This window comes from Actinomadura sp. GTD37 (genome assembly GCF_041951365.1).
GTDB lineage: Bacteria > Actinomycetota > Actinomycetes > Streptosporangiales > Streptosporangiaceae > Spirillospora.
The window spans coordinates 295,637-314,111 of sequence record NZ_JBGNUS010000006.1 but is presented as its reverse complement, the minus strand read 5'-3'; the positions used below and the strand labels follow the sequence as shown (position 1 = coordinate 314,111).

At 73.1% G+C, this 18,475-nt stretch carries 16 protein-coding genes; 8 read left to right on the top strand and 8 right to left on the bottom strand.

The features are described from left to right. Window positions 1-16 precede the first annotated feature (16 nt). On the bottom strand, window positions 17-1,102 hold the full coding sequence (locus ACA511_RS28915; RefSeq protein WP_375027788.1) for an L-erythro-3,5-diaminohexanoate dehydrogenase: 1,086 nt from the start codon (window positions 1,100-1,102) through the stop codon (window positions 17-19). Between the two features lie 142 nt (window positions 1,103-1,244). Between ACA511_RS28915 and ACA511_RS28910 the strand changes: the two genes are divergently transcribed. The 6 genes from ACA511_RS28910 (at window position 1,245) to ACA511_RS28885 (ending at window position 8,120) form a co-directional block, all read left to right on the top strand. Continuing rightward, window positions 1,245-2,636: a KamA family radical SAM protein gene (locus ACA511_RS28910; protein WP_375027787.1), complete on the top strand. Its 1,392-nt coding sequence runs from the start codon at window positions 1,245-1,247 to the stop codon at window positions 2,634-2,636. 62 nt (window positions 2,637-2,698) lie between these two features. Beyond that, entirely contained in the window at window positions 2,699-3,868 is a 1,170-nt protein-coding gene (locus ACA511_RS28905) for a cytochrome P450 (protein WP_375027785.1), read from the top strand. Between the two features lie 61 nt (window positions 3,869-3,929). Beyond that, window positions 3,930-4,997 carry a DUF3616 domain-containing protein gene (locus tag ACA511_RS28900; RefSeq protein WP_375027784.1) on the top strand — a complete coding sequence of 356 codons (1,068 nt, stop codon included), beginning with the start codon at window positions 3,930-3,932 and terminating at the stop codon, window positions 4,995-4,997. A gap of 82 nt (window positions 4,998-5,079) precedes the next feature. Further along, window positions 5,080-6,282, top strand: coding sequence for an acyl-CoA dehydrogenase family protein (locus tag ACA511_RS28895; protein ID WP_375027783.1), 1,203 nt, complete (start codon window positions 5,080-5,082; stop codon window positions 6,280-6,282). 156 nt (window positions 6,283-6,438) lie between these two features. Next, window positions 6,439-6,978, top strand: a complete 540-nt coding sequence (locus ACA511_RS28890; protein WP_375027781.1) for an FHA domain-containing protein — start codon at window positions 6,439-6,441, stop codon at window positions 6,976-6,978. Between the two features lie 239 nt (window positions 6,979-7,217). Beyond that, on the top strand, window positions 7,218-8,120 hold the full coding sequence (locus ACA511_RS28885) for a TIGR03619 family F420-dependent LLM class oxidoreductase (RefSeq protein ID WP_375027780.1): 903 nt from the start codon (window positions 7,218-7,220) through the stop codon (window positions 8,118-8,120). Here ACA511_RS28885 and ACA511_RS28880 read toward each other — a convergent pair. Both ACA511_RS28880 and ACA511_RS28875 read right to left on the bottom strand, forming a co-directional pair. Then, window positions 8,117-8,557 (bottom strand): Lrp/AsnC family transcriptional regulator, encoded by a 441-nt coding sequence (locus tag ACA511_RS28880; RefSeq protein WP_375027779.1) that lies wholly within the window; start codon window positions 8,555-8,557, stop codon window positions 8,117-8,119. The genes ACA511_RS28885 and ACA511_RS28880 overlap by 4 nt on opposite strands. Window positions 8,558-8,642: 85 nt before the next feature. After that, a complete protein-coding gene (locus tag ACA511_RS28875) occupies window positions 8,643-9,686 on the bottom strand; it encodes a LacI family DNA-binding transcriptional regulator (protein WP_375027778.1) in 1,044 nt (347 codons plus the stop codon). Between the two features lie 125 nt (window positions 9,687-9,811). Here ACA511_RS28875 and ACA511_RS28870 point away from each other — a divergent pair, with 125 nt between their 5' ends. Continuing rightward, window positions 9,812-11,050, top strand: coding sequence for an ABC transporter ATP-binding protein (locus ACA511_RS28870; protein WP_375027777.1), 1,239 nt, complete (start codon window positions 9,812-9,814; stop codon window positions 11,048-11,050). A 42-nt stretch (window positions 11,051-11,092) separates the two neighbouring features. On the opposite strand, the gene ACA511_RS28865 is transcribed toward ACA511_RS28870, so the two are convergent. From ACA511_RS28865 to ACA511_RS28845, 5 genes are all read right to left on the bottom strand, one after another. Continuing rightward, window positions 11,093-12,031 (bottom strand): carbohydrate ABC transporter permease, encoded by a 939-nt coding sequence (locus ACA511_RS28865; protein WP_375027776.1) that lies wholly within the window; start codon window positions 12,029-12,031, stop codon window positions 11,093-11,095. Further along, window positions 12,028-13,413, bottom strand: coding sequence for an ABC transporter permease subunit (locus ACA511_RS28860; protein ID WP_375027775.1), 1,386 nt, complete (start codon window positions 13,411-13,413; stop codon window positions 12,028-12,030). The genes ACA511_RS28865 and ACA511_RS28860 overlap by 4 nt, the downstream gene beginning before the upstream one ends. Window positions 13,414-13,435: 22 nt before the next feature. After that, window positions 13,436-14,737 carry an ABC transporter substrate-binding protein gene (locus tag ACA511_RS28855; RefSeq protein ID WP_375027774.1) on the bottom strand — a complete coding sequence of 434 codons (1,302 nt, stop codon included), beginning with the start codon at window positions 14,735-14,737 and terminating at the stop codon, window positions 13,436-13,438. Window positions 14,738-14,811: 74 nt separating this feature from the next. Next, a complete protein-coding gene (locus ACA511_RS28850) occupies window positions 14,812-16,041 on the bottom strand; it encodes an ABC transporter ATP-binding protein (RefSeq protein ID WP_375027773.1) in 1,230 nt (409 codons plus the stop codon). Window positions 16,042-16,325: 284 nt separating this feature from the next. Next, entirely contained in the window at window positions 16,326-17,435 is a 1,110-nt protein-coding gene (locus ACA511_RS28845; protein ID WP_375027772.1) for a M24 family metallopeptidase, read from the bottom strand. 98 nt (window positions 17,436-17,533) lie between these two features. On the opposite strand from ACA511_RS28845, the gene ACA511_RS28840 reads away from it, so the two are divergent. Continuing rightward, a complete protein-coding gene (locus ACA511_RS28840; RefSeq protein ID WP_375027771.1) occupies window positions 17,534-18,454 on the top strand; it encodes a 5'-3' exonuclease H3TH domain-containing protein in 921 nt (306 codons plus the stop codon). Window positions 18,455-18,475: the final 21 nt, after the last annotated feature.

Sequence of the window (18,475 nt, the reverse complement as noted above, 5' to 3'; positions counted from 1 at the left end):
GCCGGGGCGTTCCCGGTCATTGTGCCGAATCCGGACCCGTCCGGGAGGTGAACAGCGCGCGCACGGCCGGTTCCGACCGCACCAGGTCGAGCGCGGTCTCGGCGTGCCCGGGGACGTAGCCGTTGCCGACGAGCATCGTCACGTCGGCGGCGAGGCCCTCGGCGCCGAGCGCGGCGGCCGGGAACGAGGTCGCCATCGAGAAGAACACCACGGTTCCGCCGGGCGCGGTGGCGAGGATCGCGCCGTGCTCGCAGCCGGGGACGTCGACGCACACGACGGTGACGTCGACCGGCTCCCCGATCGCCGCGGCGACGGCCACGGGGTCGCGGGCGTCGGCGCGGACGACGGCGTCGGCGAGCCCGGACGCGGTGAGGCGGTCCTCCTCCTCGGCGGTGGGGACGAGCCCGACCAGGCGGGACGCGCCGGCGCGGCGGGCGGCGGCCAGCGCCAGGGAGCCGGACTTGCCGGCGGCGCCCAGCACCGCGACCGAGGGCGCGTCCCGGCCCGCGACCACCCGCGCGGTCAGGGCGGGCGCGCCGCACACGTCCATGACGGCGAGCGCCAGCGGCACCGGCAGGTCGGCGGGCAGGACGGCGGCGATCGAGCGGGCGAACAGGATCGCGTGGCCGCGCGCCGGCACCTGCTCCGACCGCCCGTCCCACCCGGCGAGGCCGTCGGTGACCGCGAGCGGGGTGAGGGTGAGGGAGACGAGCGTGGCCACGCGGTCGCCCGGCTCCAGGCCGAGGGGCGACTCGGGGCCGGCCTCCTCGACGACGCCGACGAGCATGCCGCCGGACCCGGTGACGGGGTTGTGCATCTTGCCGCGCTCCCCGATGATCCGCAGCACCTCGGCGCGGATCGCGTCCGGGTCGCCGCCGTGCGCGGTGTGCAGCTGCCGGAACGACGCGGCGTCCAGGTTGAGGCGCTCGACCGCGATGCGGACCTCGCCGGGGCCGATCTCCGGGTCGGTGTCCAGCCGGTGCGCGGCCTGCGGCAGCACGCCCGCGGGCTCCAGCACCCGGTGCAGCCCCACCGCAGTGCCCACCGCGCTGTCCACCGCCGTGCCCACCGCCGTGCCCGGAGCCGTCCCGCCGTCGGTCATCGCCGTCCCGCCTTTCTCCCGAAATTCGCTGGTGTAGCGCAAGATGTGCAGGGCACCACTGGTTTCATCGAAAGTCTTCCCGTAACGTCGGGCTCACACAAGAGTTTTGCGTGATCAATGTGAGGCTAGGAGGCGGTCGACGATGACCACTGCCCTGCACCCGGACGCGGCCGTATCCGGTGACGCGTCCGACCGGACCGCACGCCAGCCGTACGCCTACCGGCGCCGGCCCCTGGAGGAGCCCGACTGGCGGCGCCTGCCCGGATGGCGGGACGTCACGCGGGACGAATGGGAGTCCGCGCAGTGGCAGCGCGCCCACTGCGTGAAGAACCTGCGGCAGCTCCGCCAGGTCATGGGCGACCGGCTGGACGAGTCGTTCTACGCCGACCTGGAGCGCGACCAGGCCGAGCGGGCCACGATGTCGATGCTGCTGCCGCCGCAGATGCTCAACACGATGGACTCCTCGTCCACCGGGGCCTTCTACGCCGACCCCGTGCGGCGCTACATGCTCCCGGTGCTCGGCGACCGGCGCACCGACTGGCCGTCCCACCCGCACGCCTCGCGCGACTCGCTGCACGAGGCCGAGATGTGGGCCGTGGAGGGGCTGACCCACCGCTACCCCACCAAGGTGCTGGCCGAGCTCCTGCCGACCTGCCCGCAGTACTGCGGGCACTGCACCCGCATGGACCTGGTCGGCAACTCCACGCCGAACGTCGACAAGCACAAGTTCACCATCAAGCCGCCGGACCGGCTCGGCGCCATGCTCGACTACCTGCGCCGCACGCCCGGCGTCCGGGACGTGGTCGTCTCCGGCGGCGACGTGGCAAACATGCCGTGGGCGCGGCTGGAGTCGTTCGTCGACTCACTGCTGGACATCGACAACATCCGCGACATCCGCCTCGCCAGCAAGGCGCTCATGGGCCTGCCGCAGCACTGGCTGCAGGACGACGTCCGCGCCGGCATGGAGCGACTCGCCGCGAAGGCGCACGAGCGCGGCGCGCAGATCGCGATCCACACCCACGTCAACGCGGCCCAGTCGGTGACGCCGCTGGTCGCGAAGGCCGCGCGCGCGATGCTCGACACCGGCATCCGCGACGTCCGCAACCAGGGCGTCCTGCTGCGCGGCGTCAACGACACCCCGGACGCGCTGCTCGACCTGTCGTTCGCGCTGCTCGACGAGGCCGGGATCATGCCGTACTACCTGTACATGTGCGACATGATCCCGAACAGCGAGCACTGGCGGCTCGCGGTCTGGGAGGCCCAGGAGCTGCAGCACGCGATCATGGGCTACCTGCCCGGCTTCGCGACCCCGCGGATCGTCTGCGACGTCCCCTACGTCGGCAAGCGGTGGGTGCACCAGCTCGCCGACTACGACCGCGAGCGCGGCGTCTCCTACTGGACGAAGAACTACCGCACCGGCCTGGAGCTGTCCGACCCGGACGCGCTGACCCGGCGGTACGAGTACCACGACCCGATCTACACGCTGCCGGAGGCGGGCCGGCGGTGGTGGAGGGAACGTTCCGAGGCGGTGTGACATGCGCCCCGCCTGGGCCCTTTACATTGTAGATCAGGTATGTGCCACCTATGCTCGGCCGGATGGCATCCGAGCTGACCGCGGCCGAGCTGACCGCCGCCGACCTGGAGGACGACCCGCATCCGCACCTCGCGCGGCTGCGGGAGCGCGAGCCGGCCGCCCGCGTCCCCGCGCTGGGCGGCTGGCTGGTGACCTCCCGCGACCTCGCGCTGCGCGTGATGCGCGACGCGGGCGCGTTCACCGTGGACGACCCGCGCTTCTCCACCGCCCGGGTCGTCGGGCCGAGCATGCTGTCGCTGGACGGCCCCGCCCACACCCGGCACCGCGACCCGTTCGCGCGCCCGTTCCGTCCCGCGCGGACCCGCGAGCGGTTCACCGCGTTCGTCGGGGCGGAGGTCGACCGGCTCGTGGCCGGGGTCGCGCCGGCCGGCCGGGCCGAGCTGCGCGGCGAACTGGCCGGCCCGCTCGCCGTCGCGGTCGTCACCGAGGCGCTCGGCCTCGCGGGAGTGGACGCGGCGACGGTCCGGTCCTGGTACGGGGCCTTCGTCGACGCGGTGTCCGCGATCACCGCGGGCGGCGACGCCCCGCTGACCGCGGCCGAGGCGTACCGGCTGCTCACCGCCGCCGTCGAGGAGGCGATCACCGCGTCCCGCCCCGGGACGCTGGTGGCCGAGGCCGCGCGAGACGAGGCCGGGCTGACCACCGCCGAGGTCGTCGCGAACTCCGCGATCCTGATGTTCGGCGGCATCGACACCACCGAGGGCATGATCGCCAACGCCGCGCTGCACCTGCTCGGGAACCCCGACCAGCTCCGGCTCGTCCTGGCCGACCGGGGCCTGCTCCCGGCGGCGATCGAGGAGTCGCTGCGGCTGGAGCCCTCGGCGTCCGTCGTCGACCGGTACTCCACCCGCGACATCGCGCTCGGCGGGGCGCGGATCCGCGCGGGCGACCTCGTGCGGGTGTCGCTCGCGGGCGCGAACCGCGACCCGGCGGCCTTCCCCGATCCCGACCGCTTCGACGTGCGGCGGGAGAACGCCGCCGAGCACCTGGCGTTCGCGCACGGCCCCCACTTCTGCTTCGGCGCCCACCTGGCCCGGCTGGAGACCCGGACGGCGCTCGCCGCGCTGCTCGACCGCCTCCCCGGGCTGGAGCTCGACCCGGACCGCCCGGCGCGCCCGCGCGGCCTGGTGTTCCGCAAGCCGCCGCGCCTGGACGTCCGCTGGGGCCGCTGAAGGCCAGTTCAGGCCCCGTACCTCGGGCATACGGGCACTCCGGATATGGGAATATGTCGCCATGATCGTGGAACGCCGGGTCGAGCTGCGCTTCGAGGCGGAAAGCCGGGAAGCCGAGACGCACACCAATCTGTCCGCCGTGCGCCAGGACGGCCGCTGCCTGTGGGTCGCGGGCGACGAGACGGCCACCATCGAGCGGCTGACCGCCGTCCTGGACGGGGACGGCCGGGTGACCGGCTACGAGGGGCAGACCACGGTCGCGTTGGCCGACCTCGTGCCGCTGCCGGCCGGGCCCGACGAGGAGGCCGACATCGAGGGCCTCGCGCGCGCCAACGGCTGGCTGTGGGCGATCGGCTCGCACAGCCTCAAGCGCAAGAAGATCAAGCAGGGGCAGAGCGAGGCGAAGGCGCGCAAGCGGCTGGCCACCGTCGTCCGCGAGGACAACCGCTTCATCCTCGCCCGGCTCCCCCTCGTCACCGGCGCGGACGGCCTGCCCGCCGTCGTCCGCGAGGACGGGGGCCGCACCGCCGCCGTCCTCGGCCTGGACAAGGACTCCATCACCGACCTGCTGGAGGACGACCCGCACCTCGCGCCGTTCCTGTCCATCCCGAGCAAGGACAACGGCATCGACATCGAGGGCATCGCCGCGCACGGCGACCGCCTCTACATCGGGCTGCGCGGGCCGGTGCTGCGCGGCTGGGCGGTCCTGGTGGAGATCCGCCCCGCGACCGACCCGGAGGACCCCCGGCGGCTGCGGCTGCTGCCCGTCGGCGACGGCGGCGACCGCTACCGCACCCACTTCCTCGACCTCGGCGGCCTCGGCATCCGGGACCTGTGCCCGCACGGCGACGACCTGCTCGTCCTCACCGGCCCGAGCATGGACCTGGACGGCCCGGTGCGGGTCGTCCGCTGGCGGGGCGCGGCCCGGTCGGACGCCGCGGAGATCGTCACGTCCGAGGAGCTGGAGACGCTCGGCGACCTGCCCTACGGCGCCGGCGACGACCACGCCGAGGGCATCGCCGTGCTGGACGAGCCGGGCACCCGGCTCCTGGTCGTCTACGACAGCCCGTCCCCGGACCGGCTCACCGCGGCGGGCGGCGTCCTCGCGGACGTGGTCGGTCTCGGCTGACGGAACCCTAATAAGCGCTCGCTTTCACGCTCTGCTTGGATGGGTCCCGGCAACCGGCAGACGCGAAGGGGCAGGACAGAGCATGATCGAATGGTCCGAGGAAGACCTGATGATCCGGGACGCGGTGCGCGGCTGGATCGACGCCGAGGTCCGGCCCAACCTGGACGCCCTGGAGTCGGGCGACCTCCCGCCGTACGACCTGCTCCGCGGTCTGTACAAGACGTTCGGGATGGACGAGATGGCCCGCTCGTCCTTCCAGTCCCGGATCGCGAAGGAGCGCGAGGGCGGGTCCGGCGACGAGGAGCGGTCCGGCGGCGGCGGCGCGGCGATGACCATGATCCCGGTCATCGAGCTGTGCAAGGTCGCGCCCGGCCTGGTGTCGGCGATGGGCGTCGGCCTCGGCCTCGCCGCCGGGACGATCATGAAGCGCGGGACGCCCGAGCAGAAGGAGCGCTGGGCGCTCCCCCTGCTCACCATGGAGAAGGTCGGCGCCTGGGCCATCACCGAGCCGAACTCCGGTTCGGACGCGTTCGGCGGCATGCAGGCGACCGCGAAGAAGGTCGGCGACGAGTACGTCATCAACGGCAGCAAGACGTTCATCACCAACGGCCCCTACGCCGACACGATCGTCTTCTACTGCAAGCTCGACCAGGGCGAGGACCCCCGCGACCGGGAGATCCTCACGTTCGTCCTCGACCGGGGCATGGCCGGACTGGAGCAGAGCAGGCCGCTGCGCAAGATGGGGCTGCACTCCTCCCCCACCGGCGAGCTGTTCCTCGACGACGTCCGCGCCGGCGCCGACCGGCTGCTCACGTCCGGCTCGCAGGGCGGCCGGGAGTCGGCGAAGCAGAACTTCGTCACCGAGCGCGCCGGCGTCGCCGCGATGGCGCTCGGCGTGATCGAGGAGTGCCTGAAGCTGTCGGTCGAGTACGCCAAGACCCGCGAGCTGTGGGGGCAGCGCATCGGCGACTTCCAGCTCATCCAGCTGAAGCTGGCCAAGATGGAGGTCGCGCGGCTCAACGTCCAGAACCTGGTGTTCCGGCACGTCGAGATGCAGCGCGCCGGGCGCGCCCCGACGCTCGCCGAGGCGTCGGCGATGAAGCTGTACGCGGCGCAGGCCGCCAGCGAGGTCGCGCAGGAGGCCGTGCAGCTGTTCGGCGGCAACGGCTACATGAGCGAGTACCGCGTCGAGCAGCTCGCCCGCGACGCCAAGTCGTTCCAGATCTACGCGGGCACCGACGAGATCCAGGTGACGCACATCGCCCGCGACCTGCTGTCCCGCTGACCCCGGCGCGGCTCGCGGAGAGGGCGCCGCCGGCCGCGAACTTTCGCGCGGGGAGGGCCGTCGAAAAGGTGGGGGGCGGGTGAGGGCGATCACCCGCCTCCCGGGCCCGACGGCCCTTTCTGGACAGCCGACGACGGGGACTGGATACTCACAGACATGGACGGTCAGCCCTCGTTCCCGGTGAGAGCGTCCGACACGCAGCGGGACCGGGCCCTGCGCGTCCTCAGCGACCGCGTGGCCGAGGGCCGGATGTCGAACGACACGTTCGAGCGCCGGGTCGACCAGGTGCTCCGGGCGCGCAACCAGGCCGAGCTGGCCGGCATCGTGCACGACCTGCCGCCGCCCAGCCGCGTCGTCGACAGGCTGACCGGGATCGTCGCCTCGGTGTCGCAGGTGACGGCGCGGATCGAGGCGGCCTGGCGGGCGCCCCGGCTGCCCCGGTTCATGCTGCCGCCGGCCGAGCTGCGGCGGATCGTGGTCGGCCGCGCCCCGGCCTGCCAGTTCATCCTCACCGACCTCACCGTCTCGCGCTTCCACGCCGAGATCTGCCGGACCGACGAGGGCTGGACGATCTCCGACCTCGGGTCGATGAACGGCACCCGGGTGAACGGGTGGCGGCTGACCGGCCCGATCCGGCTGCGGCCCGGGGACGAGGTCGGCTTCGGCAACTCCTGCTTCATCGCCGCCGCGTCCTGACCCGCCCGCCCTGAGCCGTCCTGGCCGGGCGCTCCAGCCGCTCGGGGAGGTCCGCGACGAGGTCTTCTCCCCCACCGTCCCCTGCCCCCATCGCACGTCCCACGCCCAGGCCGGAATGCCCGCCTGGTACTCCGCCGCTTACGATGGCGGCGGGGGGGACGGCTCCGGCGGACGCAGGTCCGGCCGGACCGCCGCGGCCCTTGACGTTGTAAGGTTCGGCCGGGCAGGGGAGGGCCTCCGTGGAGATCGGATTCGCGGTTCCGGGATCGGGCGCGTGGGCGACCCCGGGCAACCAGGCCGCGGTCGCGCGGCGCGCCGAAGAGCTCGGGTACCGGTCGCTCTGGACGCTGCAGCGCGTGCTGAACCCCGCCGGCTCAGGCGACGGGACCTACCGCGGCGTCCCCGACCCGCTCGTCACCCTCGCCTACCTCGCCGGGCTGACCGCCCGCGTCCGGCTCGGCGTCGCGATCGTCAACCTGCCGTTCGTCGCGCCCGCCATCCTCGCCAAGCAGGCCGCCACCCTCGACCGGGTCAGCGGCGGGCGGCTCGACCTCGGGCTCGGGCTCGGCTGGATGCCGGCGGAGTTCGCCGCCGCCGGGGCGCCCATGGCCCGGCGCGGCGCCCGCGCGGAGGAGTACCTCGCCGTCCTGCGCGGCCTGTGGAGCGGCGGCCCGACCGAGTTCCACGGGGAGTTCTTCGACTTCCCGCCGGTCGTGATGGAGCCGCCGCCGGTGCAGTCCCCCCTGCCGGTCCTGCTGGGCGGCGCGGCCGAGCCGGCGCTGCGCCGCGCCGGGCGGCTCGCGGACGGCTGGGTCAGCTCCAGCCGCGCCGACCCCGCCGTGATCGGCCGCTCGATCGGCGTCGTCCGGGACGCGGCCGAGCGGGCCGGGCGGGACCCGTCCGCGCTGCGGTTCGTGTGCCGGGGCGCGGTCCGGGTCCGGCCCGGAGGGCGGGACGGCCGGCGTCCGCTCACCGGGTCCCCCGACGAGATCCGCGGCGACCTGGAGGCGCTCGCCCGGCAGGGCGTCACCGAGGCGTTCGTCGACCTCAACTTCGACCCCCGGATCACCGGGCCGGACGCCGACCCGGGCGCCTCGCTCGACCGCGCGCTGGAGGCGCTGGAGTCCTTCGCCCCGCGTTAGAGCGGCGGGCGGCGCGACTCCCAGGGGGTGCTGAGGACGACCGTGGTCCGCGTCGCGACGTTCGCCGCCGCGCGGATCTTCTGGAGCAGGTCCTCCAGCTCGTTCGGGGACGCGACCCGCACCTTGAGGATGTAGCTCTCGTCCCCGGCGACCGAATGGCACGCCTCGATCGCCTGGAGGTGGGCCAGCCGGTCGGGGGCGTCGTCCGGCGCGGCGGGATCGATCGGCTTGATCGACACGAACGCGGTCAGCGGCAGGCCGATCTGCCGGCTGTCCAGCTGGGCGGCGAACCCCTGGATCACGCCGCGCTTCTGGAGCCGCCGGACCCGCTGGTGCACGGCCGACACCGACAGCCCCGTCTCCTTGGCCAGGTCGGTGAAACTCATCCGCCCGTCGTCGGCGAGCAGCGCCATGATCTGACGATCGATCTCCTCCACGCGGGAAATCTAGCGTGCCGGGGGCGGTACGCGCGTCCCCATAGATCACGGATCGGACGCCATCGGCGGGTTTCGGCCGGCGGGCTCAGCGCCGCGCGGCCCGCAGCGGGCCGCAGCTGCCCCGCACGACCAGCTCGGTCGGCAGCAGCACCGGCTCGCCCCTCCCCCGCCGGGCGGGCTCGCGCAGCAGCAGCTCGCAGGCGCGGTACCCGATGTCGTGCCCGGACCGCGCGACGGCGGTCAGCGGCGGGTCGCACAGCTCCGCCCACGCCACGTCGTCCACCATCGCGATCGACACGTCGGCGGGGACCCGCAGGTCCAGCTCGCGGGCGACCAGCACGGCCGCCTCCCCGAGCAGGTGCCCGGCGGCGAGGATCGCGGTGACGTCGGTCCGGCGCTGCAGCAGCCCGGCGGCGGCGGCGTAGGCGGCGTCGCGGGCCGGGCGGGCGGCGACGACGAGGTCCTCCTCGACGGGGACGCCGAGCTGGGCGAGGGTGTCGCGGAACGCGCGCTCGCGCACCCCCGCGGGGGCGCCGGGGGCGCCGCCGAGGAAGCCGATGCGCCGGTGCCCGAGCCCGGCCAGGTACTCGGTGAGGGACCGGACGCCCCCCGCGTCGTCGGCGAGCACGGCCGGGATCTCCGGGAACTCCGGCAGGACGCGGTCGGCGAACACGACGCTGGAGCAGACCCGGGCGGCGGCGCGCCAGTCGGCCTCGGCGCCGGCGGGCACCGCGATGACGCCGTCCACCCGCTGCCCGACGAGCCGCTCCACGATCTCGGCCTCGCGGGCCGGGTCGCCGTGCGCGGCGTCGACGATGACGTGCTCGCCGAGGCTGCGGGCGCAGGCGAGCACGCCCGCGACGAGCTCGGCGCGGAACGGGTCGGTGACGTCCGGGACGATCAGCCCGATGCCGCCGCTGCGGCGCAGCTTGAGGCCGCGGCCGAGGGCGCTCGGGCGGTAGTCCAGCTCGCGGGCGGCGGCCCGCACGCGCTCGCGGGTGGCCGCGCTCACCGAGCCGGTGCCGGAGAACACCCGGGACACGGTGGCGATGCCGACGCCCGCCGCCGCGGCCACGTCCTTGATCGTCGCCGTCCGCCGCTGCGCCATCCGCGCCCTCCCGTTCCGCACGTTTTCGATGATCTTATCCGGCTTATCGCTCCCATGGAAACGATTCCATGATGTTTACTCCCATCAATGGCACAAAACCCCTGTTCGGCAGGGGGTAATGGAAACGTTTCCATGAAGGGGTTCCGATGGCCAAGATCGTGCTGGACCGGGTCGACAAGGTGTACAGCGGCGGCGTCAAGGCCGTCGACGGGCTCGACCTGGAGATCCGCGACGGCGAGTTCATGGTGCTGGTCGGCCCGTCCGGCTGCGGCAAGTCGACCGCGCTGCGGATGATCGCCGGGCTGGAGGAGATCAGCGGCGGGAAGATCTCCATCGGCGACCGGGTCGTCAACGACCTCGCGCCCAAGGACCGCGACATCGCGATGGTCTTCCAGAACTACGCCCTCTACCCGCACATGACGGTCGAGCAGAACCTCGCGTTCGGCCTCAAGCTGCGCGGCACGCCGAAGGCGGAGATCAAGCAGAAGGTCCGCGACGCGGCCAAGATGCTCGGCCTGGACCAGTTCCTGTCCCGCAAGCCCGCCGCGCTGTCGGGCGGCCAGCGGCAGCGGGTCGCGATGGGCCGCGCGATCGTCCGGGAGCCGCAGGCGTTCCTGATGGACGAGCCGCTGTCGAACCTGGACGCCAAGCTCCGCGTGTCCATGCGCGCCTCGCTCAGCCAGCTGCACGAGCGGCTCGGCGTCACCACCGTGTACGTCACCCACGACCAGGTCGAGGCCATGACGCTCGGGTCGCGGGTGTGCGTGCTGCGCGAGGGCGTGCTGCAGCAGGTCGACACCCCGCAGCGGCTGTTCGACAACCCGGTCAACCTGTTCGTCGCCGGGTTCATCGGGTCGCCCGCGATGAACTTCGTGCTCGCCGACCTCACCGCCGGCGACGGCGGCGCGCAGGTCTCCTTCGCCGGGTACACGCTGCCGGTGCCGGCCGCGACGCTCGGCGAGAAGCCCGGCCTGCAGGACTACCTCGGCCGCAAGGTCATCCTCGGCATCCGCCCGTCGGACTTCGAGGACGCCGCGCACGCCAAGCCCGAGTGGGCGCCGATGGCGGCGCGCAGCACCGTCACCGAGGAGCTGGGCAGCGAGATCAACGTGATCTTCACGATCGACGCGCCGCCGGTCGAGCACAAGGACACCGCCGACCTCGCCGCGGACGACGAGGGCGACGGCGACATGGCGATCCCGCTCGTCGACAACAAGGCGCTGTGGACGGCCCGCGTCAACTCCCGCTCGCACGTCCGCCCGAACCAGGACGTGCGGCTCGCCGTCGACACCCGCCGCCTGCACTTCTTCGACCCGTCCAGCGGCCTGGCCATCGGCCACTCCGACGCCGCGGCCCGGCCCGGAGGCGCGGACCTGCGCAAGTAGCACCCGGCGCCCGACCGGCGGCAGCGCCCGGAACAACGGCGGCTACTTCACCGAGCCGGCGAGGACGCCCTGGACGAAGTAGCGCTGGAAGGCGAAGAACACCGCCAGCGGGACGATCAGCGACAGGAACGCGCCGGGCGCGAGGATGTCGATGTTGCCGGTGAACTGCCGCATCTGGGACTGCAGCCACTTGGTCATCGGCTGCGACTCGGTGTCGGCGAACACCAGCGAGACCAGCAGGTCGTTCCACACCCACAGGAACTGGAAGATGCCGAGCGAGGCGATCGCCGGGCCGCCCAGCGGGAAGATCACCCGCCGGAAGATCGTCCACTCCGAGCCGCCGTCCATCCGCGCCGCTTCGAGGAGGTCCCGGGGGATCGCCGCGAAGAAGTTGCGGAGCAGGAAGATGGCGAACGGCAGGCCGAACGCGACGTGGAACAGCACCACGCCGGTGACCGACCCGAACATCTGGAACCCGCCGAACTCGATCTTGCCGTAGAGCTTGGCGACCGGGACCAGCGCGACCTGGACGGGCACCACCAGCAGCGCCACGACGAGCAGGAACAGCCAGTCCCGGCCGGGGAACTCCATCCACGCGAACGCGTAGGCGGCCATCGAGGCGATCACCACGACCAGCACGGTGGCCGGAACGGTGATCAGCACGGTGTTCCAGAACGAGTCGACGAAGTCGCCCTTGCCCAGCAGGGAGCTGTAGGACCCCATGGTCAGCTGCGCCGGCTTGGTGAACACGTTCCACCAGCCGTCGGCGTTGTTGTCCTCGTTGGAGCGCAGCGACGCCACCAGCAGCCCGAGCGTCGGGACGAGCCAGAACAGCGCGATCAGCACCAGCAGCGCCTGCGCGGCGCCGCCGCCGACCCGCCCGACGATCCGGGCCGCGAAGCCGCGGCGCGGGGCCCCCGCGGCGCCCTTGCCGCCGTCCTCCGGAGCCGGTGCCTCGGCGGCCTTCTCCGCGGTGCTCATTTCCGCTCCTGCCGAATTCGCCGGATGTTGAACAGCATGGCGGGCAGCACGAGGACGAACAGCAGCACGGCGATGGCGCTGCCGGCGCCCTGGTCGTTGCCGCCGCCGAACGCCTCCGTCCACATCTGCAGCGCCAGCACGTTGGCGTTCGGATCGCCGCCGCCGATGATGAAGACGAGGTCGAAGACCTTCATGACGTTGATGACCAGCGTCACCAGCACCACCGTGAGGACGGGCATGAGCAGCGGGATCGTCACCCGCCGGAACACCTGCCACTCGGTGGCGCCGTCCACGCGGGCCGCCTCCAGCGCGTCGCGCGGGATGGCGGCGAGCCCCGCCGCGATCAGCACCATCGCGAACCCGGACCACACCCACAGGTACGCCCCGATGATGGCGGGCGTGATCAGCGTGCCGCCGAGCCACTCCGCGCCGCGGTAGGCGGCGGTGAAGTTGTCCTTCGGCAGGCGGATCGTGTACGTCCCGTCCGGCACCTTCTTCATCGTGAAGGTGCCGTCGGCCCCGGTGGTGGCCTCGGCGACCACCTTGCCGCCGCTCACCGCCTCGACCTTGACGCCGGGCAGCCCCGACTCGCCCGCGTTCGGCGCGTTCTGCTGCCCGCCGCCGCCCCGGGTGAAGTCGAACCACACCGTGCCGGTCAGCTGCCCCGGCTTGGCGGGCGGCGCCTGCGCGGCGGGCTCGGCGTCCTTCGGCAGGTACTCCGGCTTGACCTTCAGCAGCGGGACGAGCGCGCTCTGCCCGGGCCGCACGGCGTTCACGGTGACGATCGCGCCGCCGTCCGCGCGGACGGGCGCGTCACCGCCGCCGCGGGGGCCCGCGCCCGGGTACGTCGTCCCCTTGTCGAAGGTGTCGTGGATGGCGACCATCGCCGCGTTCGCGACGCCCTTGTCGGGGTCCATCTGGTACACCAGCCGGAAGATCACGCCGGAGGCGAGGAACGAGATCGCCATCGGCATGAACACCACGAGCTTGAACACCGTCGCCCACCGGATCCGCTCGGTGAGGACGGCGAACAGCAGGCCGACGATGGTGACCACCGTCGGGGCCACCACGATCCAGATGGCGGTGTTGCGCACCGCGACGAGGTTGTCGTGCCCCTTGAAGACCCCGGTGTAGTTGTCGACGCCGACGAACGCGTCGCCCGAGGCGTCGAAGAAACTGCGGATCACCGAGTAGACGATCGGGTAGACCACCAGGAACCCGAGCAGCACCAGCGCCGGCAGCAGGAACGTCATGGACAGCCACGACGGCGGGGTCAGTCTCTCGCGCCCCCGGCGGCCGCCGGAGCGCGCGGCCGGCGCGGCGGGGGCGGCGGCGCCGCCGGCCGTGACGGCCGGCGGCGCCTCCTCTTTCGGAGCCTTCATTCAGGGATCCCCTACTCGTGCCCTACTTGTACGCCTTGGCGGCCTCGGCCTCCAGCTTGGCCTGCGTGCCCTTGACGTCGGTCGGGTTCTGGACGAACTGGCGCAGCGCCTCCCACTCGCCCTTGCCGGGCGTCGCGCCGAACGCGGCCGGCGCCAGGTCGGACATGTCGTAGCGCGCCGCGTCGCCCGACTGCTGCAGCTGGGTGATCAGCTGCTTGGCGATCGGGTCGGAGTAGGCGTCCGGCGGGACGTTCTTGTTCGGCGTCAGGTAGCCGCCGAGCCCGGCCCAGACCTTGCCGGCCTCCGGGGAGGCGAGGAACTTCATCAGCTCCTGCGCGCCCTTGCCGTCCTTCATCGCGACCGCGACGTCGCCGCCGAGGATCGCCGGGGCGGTGTCGCCGGCCTTCGGGAACGCGAACACCTTGGCGTCCGTGCCGACCTTGGACTTGGTGGTGCCGATGTTCGCGGCGGCGAAGTCGCCGCCGTAGACCATGGCGGCCTTCTGCTGGCCGAAGACCTGGGTGACCGACTCGTCGAACTTGGTCTTGGTCGCGGTGGCGACGCCGCCGTTCAGGAAGTCGCCCTTGCCCCAGACCTGGGCGAGGGTCTCCAGCGCCTTGCCCACGGTCGGGTCGGTCCACTTGATCTCGTGCTTGGCGAGCTTGTCGTAGTTGTCCGGGCCCGCCTGCGAGAGGTAGACGTTCTCGAACCAGTCGGTGAGCGTCCAGGAGTCCTGCGGGCCGGCGGCGAGGGTGAACGGGGTGGTGCCCGCGTCCTGCAGCGTGCCCGAGGTCTTGACCAGGTCGGCCCAGGCCGCGGGCGGCTGCACGCCGGCCTCGTCGAACGCCTGCGGCCGGTACCACAGGATCGACTTGTAGGCGGCCTTGGCGATGACGCCGTAGGCCTTGCCGTCGGAGGAGCCGAGCTCCTTCCAGTACGGCGAGAAGTTCTGGCCGACCTGCGTGACCACGTCGGCGGCGAGCGGCTTCAGCGCGCCCTTCTTGGCGTACTGCTGCATCAGGCCGGGCTGCGGCAGGATCGCCACGTCCGGCGGGTTGCCGGCCTCGATGCGCGGGCCGAGGTAGGCGTCGGTGTTCTCACCGGTGGAGGCGTAGTTGACCTTCGCCCCGGTCTTCTTCTCGAACGCCTGCAGCACCTTGCGGAAGTTGGTCTCCTCCTGACCCGTCCACTTGGCCGCCACCTCGACCGTGGTGCCCTTCAGCTCTCCCCCGGCGGCGGGCGTCGACCCGTCGTCGCCGCCGTCGTCGCCGCCGCACGCGGCGGCGGCCGACAGGAGCAGTCCCGCCGCCACGGCGGCTCCCATCACACGCCTGCCGAACCCGGCCGAGCCGGGCCTGGGGGTGTGGGGGGTCGCCCCATCACGAGCAAAGCTGACCCTCATTCTTCATCCTCCCTGGACGAACCGGCGGCGTCCGATCCCCAGATCGCCGCGCCGGACTCGATATCGAAGAAGTGCAGGCGGCCGGTGTCGACGCGAATCGCCACCGGGTCGCCCACCTTCACGCGGGTGCGCGGGCTGAACCGCGCGACCAGGTCCGTGCGGGGGCGGTCCAGATGCCCCAGCACGTCGGTCCCCGCGTCGCGGGCGAGTTCCCTGGTGTCCTCTGTGACGACCTGGGACGCCTCGATCGCGAAGTGGACCAGCACGTCCGAGCCCATCGCCTCCACGAGGTCGGCGGTGGAGGCGAGCCCGGACCCCTCGGGCGCCTCCACGAGCTCGGAGTCCTCCATGTCCTCGGGGCGGATGCCGACGACGACGTCGCTCCCGAGGCGGGACGCCAGGGCCGGGCGCTCGGTGAGCACCCCGGCCGGCAGCGCCAGGGTCTGGCCGCCGATCTCCAGGCGCGGGTTCTCCGCGTTCCCGGACAGCGTGCCCTGGATGAGGTTCATGGCGGGTGAGCCGATGAATCCGGCGACGAACAGGTTGACCGGCCGGTCGTAGAGCTCCTGCGGCGGCGCGACCTGCTGCAGCTCGCCCTTCTTCATCACCGCGACCCGGTCGCCGAGCGTCATCGCCTCGGTCTGGTCGTGGGTGACGTAGATCGTGGTGACGCCGAGGTCGCGCTGGATGCGGGCGATCTCGGCGCGCATCTGGACGCGGAGCTTGGCGTCGAGGTTGGACAGCGGCTCGTCCATCAGGAACGCCTGCGGCTCCCGGACGATCGCGCGGCCCATCGCGACCCGCTGGCGCTGCCCGCCGGACAGGTTGCGCGGCTTGCGGGACAGGTGGTCGGTGAGGCCGAGGATCTCCGCGGCGCGGTCCACCTTCTCCCGGATCTCGGCCTTCGGCAGCTTGCGCAGCGACAGCCCGAAGCCGATGTTGTCGCGCACCGACAGGTGCGGGTAGAGGGCGTAGCTCTGGAACACCATCGCGACGTCGCGGTCGCGGGCCGGGACCCGGTTGACGACGCGGCCGCCGATGACGACCTCGCCCTCGGAGATGTCCTCCAGCCCGGCGACCATCCGCAGCGCGGTCGTCTTGCCGCAGCCCGACGGGCCGACGAGGACGAGGAACTCCCCGTCCTCGATGTGGAGGCTCAGGTCGGTCACGGCCCGCGTGCCGTCGGGATAGACCTTCCCGACGCTGGTCAGGTCGACCTCTGCCACGGCGTCTCCTCTTCTTCACGGCACGGCTCGGACAGGGCACGGGCTCGTTCCGCTCGGCGGGCGTCCGCCCGGCGGAAGAAACTCGACTTACCCCCGCGTAACAATGCATCTAGGTGGTACATGGCGGACCACCTCGACCGCAACACGCACAGTGCCCGCTGACACATTTGGTGCAGAGATCGTTACCGAGCCGTTTCCGCCCTAATTTGTGCCGTCCGGAATGACGTGAGGGTGCGGACGGAAATCCGCCCGCACCCTCACGTCGCTTTTCGCGCCCCCCGGGGTCAGTCCACGACCACCAGGCCGCGGTCGGTGACGTTCATCGGCTCGTAGCCGTCCTCGGTGCACACGACGATGTCCTCGATGCGGGCGCCGTGCGGGCCGGGGTAGATGCCCGGCTCGATGGAGAACGCCATCCCCGGCTCCAGCGGCTCGCGGTTGCCCTCGACGATGTAGGGGTCCTCGTGGGACTCCAGGCCGATGCCGTGGCCGGTGCGGTGGAAGAAGTGCTCGCCGTAGCCGGCGGCGGCGATGACGCCGCGTCCGGCCGCGTCCACCGCCTCGGGCGCCGCGCCCGGCCGGACGGCCGCGCAGGACGCGCGCTGCGCCTCCTCCAGCACCGCGTAGTAGGCGCGGTACTCGGCGGGCGGCTCGCCCACGCAGTAGTTGCGGGTGGAGTCCGAGCAGTAGCCGCTCGGCATCGTCCCGCCGATGTCGACCACGACCGGCTCGCCGGGGCGGACGACGCGGTCCGACGGCTCGGCGTGCGGGTTCGCGCCGTTCGGGCCGGAGCCGACGATGACGAAGTCGACCCGGGCGTGCCCCTCGTCGACGATCGCGTCGGCGATGTCGCGGGCGATCTCCCGCTCGGTGCGCCCGGCCCGCAGGAACCCCGGGACGCGGCGGTGCACGCGGTCGATCGCCGCGCCGGCCTCGCGCAGCGCCGCGACCTCCGCGGCGGACTTGCGCATCCGCAGCTCGCGCAGCACCGGCCCGGCGGCGACCTGCTCGGCGCCCGGCAGCGCGGCGCGGAACCGCAGCGCCATGACCGCCCACATGCGGTCGGCGACGCCGACCCGCGCCGTCCCGGCGGGGAGCCGGGCGGCGGTCAGCGCGTACGGGTCGGCGGTCTCGTCCCACGGCACCAGCTCGACGCCGAGCGCGCCGGCCGGCGACTCCCGCGCGGCGGGCAGCTCGAGCCGCGGGACGACCAGGAACGGCTCCCCGTCCGCGGGCACCGCCAGGCAGGTGAGGCGCTCCAGCTCCTTCGCGTCGTAGCCGGTGACGTAGCGCAGGTCCGGGCCGGGCGTCAGCAGCACCGCCCCGAGGCCCGCCTTCGCGGTGGCCTCCCGCACCCGCCCGAGGCGCTCGCGCGGATACAACTCCGTTGTCACACCCGTCTCCATTCGTCGGTCCTGTCCGATGGCCGGTACCAGGATCGCAGGAGCGGCGGAGCGGCGCGGCGTCGGACCCGCGTGGGAGCATGTCCCCCATGAGCGGGCTGATGCTGCTGGACACGCCGTCGCTGTACTTCCGCGCCTTCTACGGGGTGCCCGAATCGGTGACGGCGCCCGACGGGACGCCGGTGAACGCGGTGCGCGGGCTCATCGACATGATCGCGCGGCTCGTCGCGGACCGGTCGCCCGACCGCCTGGTCTGCTGCATGGACGCCGACTGGCGGCCCGCGTTCCGCGTCGCCGCGCTGCCGTCGTACAAGGCGCACCGGGTGGCCGAGGACGGCGGCGACCAGACCCCGGACGCGCTGGAGGCGCAGCTCCCGGTGATCGACGCGGTGCTGGACGCGGTCGGGCTGGCGCGCGCCGGCGTCCCCGGCTACGAGGCCGACGACGTGATCGGGACGCTCGCGGTGCGCGGCGCGGCCGAGGGGCCGGTCGACATCGTGACCGGCGACCGCGACCTGTTCCAGCTCGTCGACGACCGCGGGCCCGTCGCCGTCCTCTACACGGCGCGCGGCATCCGGAACCTGGAGATCATGGGCGAGCGGGAGGTCGCGGCCAAGTACGGCATCCCGGGCCGCGGCTACGGCGACTACGCGACGCTGCGCGGCGACCCGAGCGACGGCCTGCCCGGCGTGCCCGGCGTCGGGGACAAGACGGCCGCCGCGCTCGTCACCCGGTTCGGGTCGGTCGAGGGCATCCTCGCGGCGCTGGACGCGGGCGACGACACGGGCTTCCCGGCGGGCGCGCGGCGCCGGATGGAGGCCGCGCGCGAGTACCTGGCCGCCGCCGAGACGGTGGTGCGGGTCGTCACCGGCATCGACGCCCCGGAGCTGGCGAAGCTGGACGACCGGCTGCCGGCCGAGCCGCGCGACGCCGCGGCGCTCGTCGAGCTGGCCGACCGGTGGAATCTGAGCAGCCCCGTCAACCGGCTGCTGAACGCGATTTCGCGCTGACGCGGGGCGGGAACGCCTTCC

Excerpts from the sequence above, each read along its gene's own strand:
- ACA511_RS28860 (WP_375027775.1), bottom strand. The coding sequence starts at position 13,413 with ATGAAGGCTCCGAAAGAGGAGGCGCCGCCGGCCGTCACGGCCGGCGGC.
- ACA511_RS28865 (WP_375027776.1), bottom strand. The coding sequence starts at position 12,031 with ATGAGCACCGCGGAGAAGGCCGCCGAGGCACCGGCTCCGGAGGACGGC.
- ACA511_RS28870 (WP_375027777.1), top strand. The coding sequence starts at position 9,812 with ATGGCCAAGATCGTGCTGGACCGGGTCGACAAGGTGTACAGCGGCGGC.
- ACA511_RS28840 (WP_375027771.1), top strand. The coding sequence starts at position 17,534 with ATGAGCGGGCTGATGCTGCTGGACACGCCGTCGCTGTACTTCCGCGCC.
- ACA511_RS28890 (WP_375027781.1), top strand. The coding sequence starts at position 6,439 with ATGGACGGTCAGCCCTCGTTCCCGGTGAGAGCGTCCGACACGCAGCGG.
- ACA511_RS28905 (WP_375027785.1), top strand. The coding sequence starts at position 2,699 with ATGGCATCCGAGCTGACCGCGGCCGAGCTGACCGCCGCCGACCTGGAG.
- ACA511_RS28910 (WP_375027787.1), top strand. The coding sequence starts at position 1,245 with ATGACCACTGCCCTGCACCCGGACGCGGCCGTATCCGGTGACGCGTCC.
- ACA511_RS28895 (WP_375027783.1), top strand. The coding sequence starts at position 5,080 with ATGATCGAATGGTCCGAGGAAGACCTGATGATCCGGGACGCGGTGCGC.
- ACA511_RS28900 (WP_375027784.1), top strand. The coding sequence starts at position 3,930 with ATGATCGTGGAACGCCGGGTCGAGCTGCGCTTCGAGGCGGAAAGCCGG.
- ACA511_RS28855 (WP_375027774.1), bottom strand. The coding sequence starts at position 14,737 with ATGGGAGCCGCCGTGGCGGCGGGACTGCTCCTGTCGGCCGCCGCCGCG.
- ACA511_RS28915 (WP_375027788.1), bottom strand. The coding sequence starts at position 1,102 with ATGACCGACGGCGGGACGGCTCCGGGCACGGCGGTGGGCACGGCGGTG.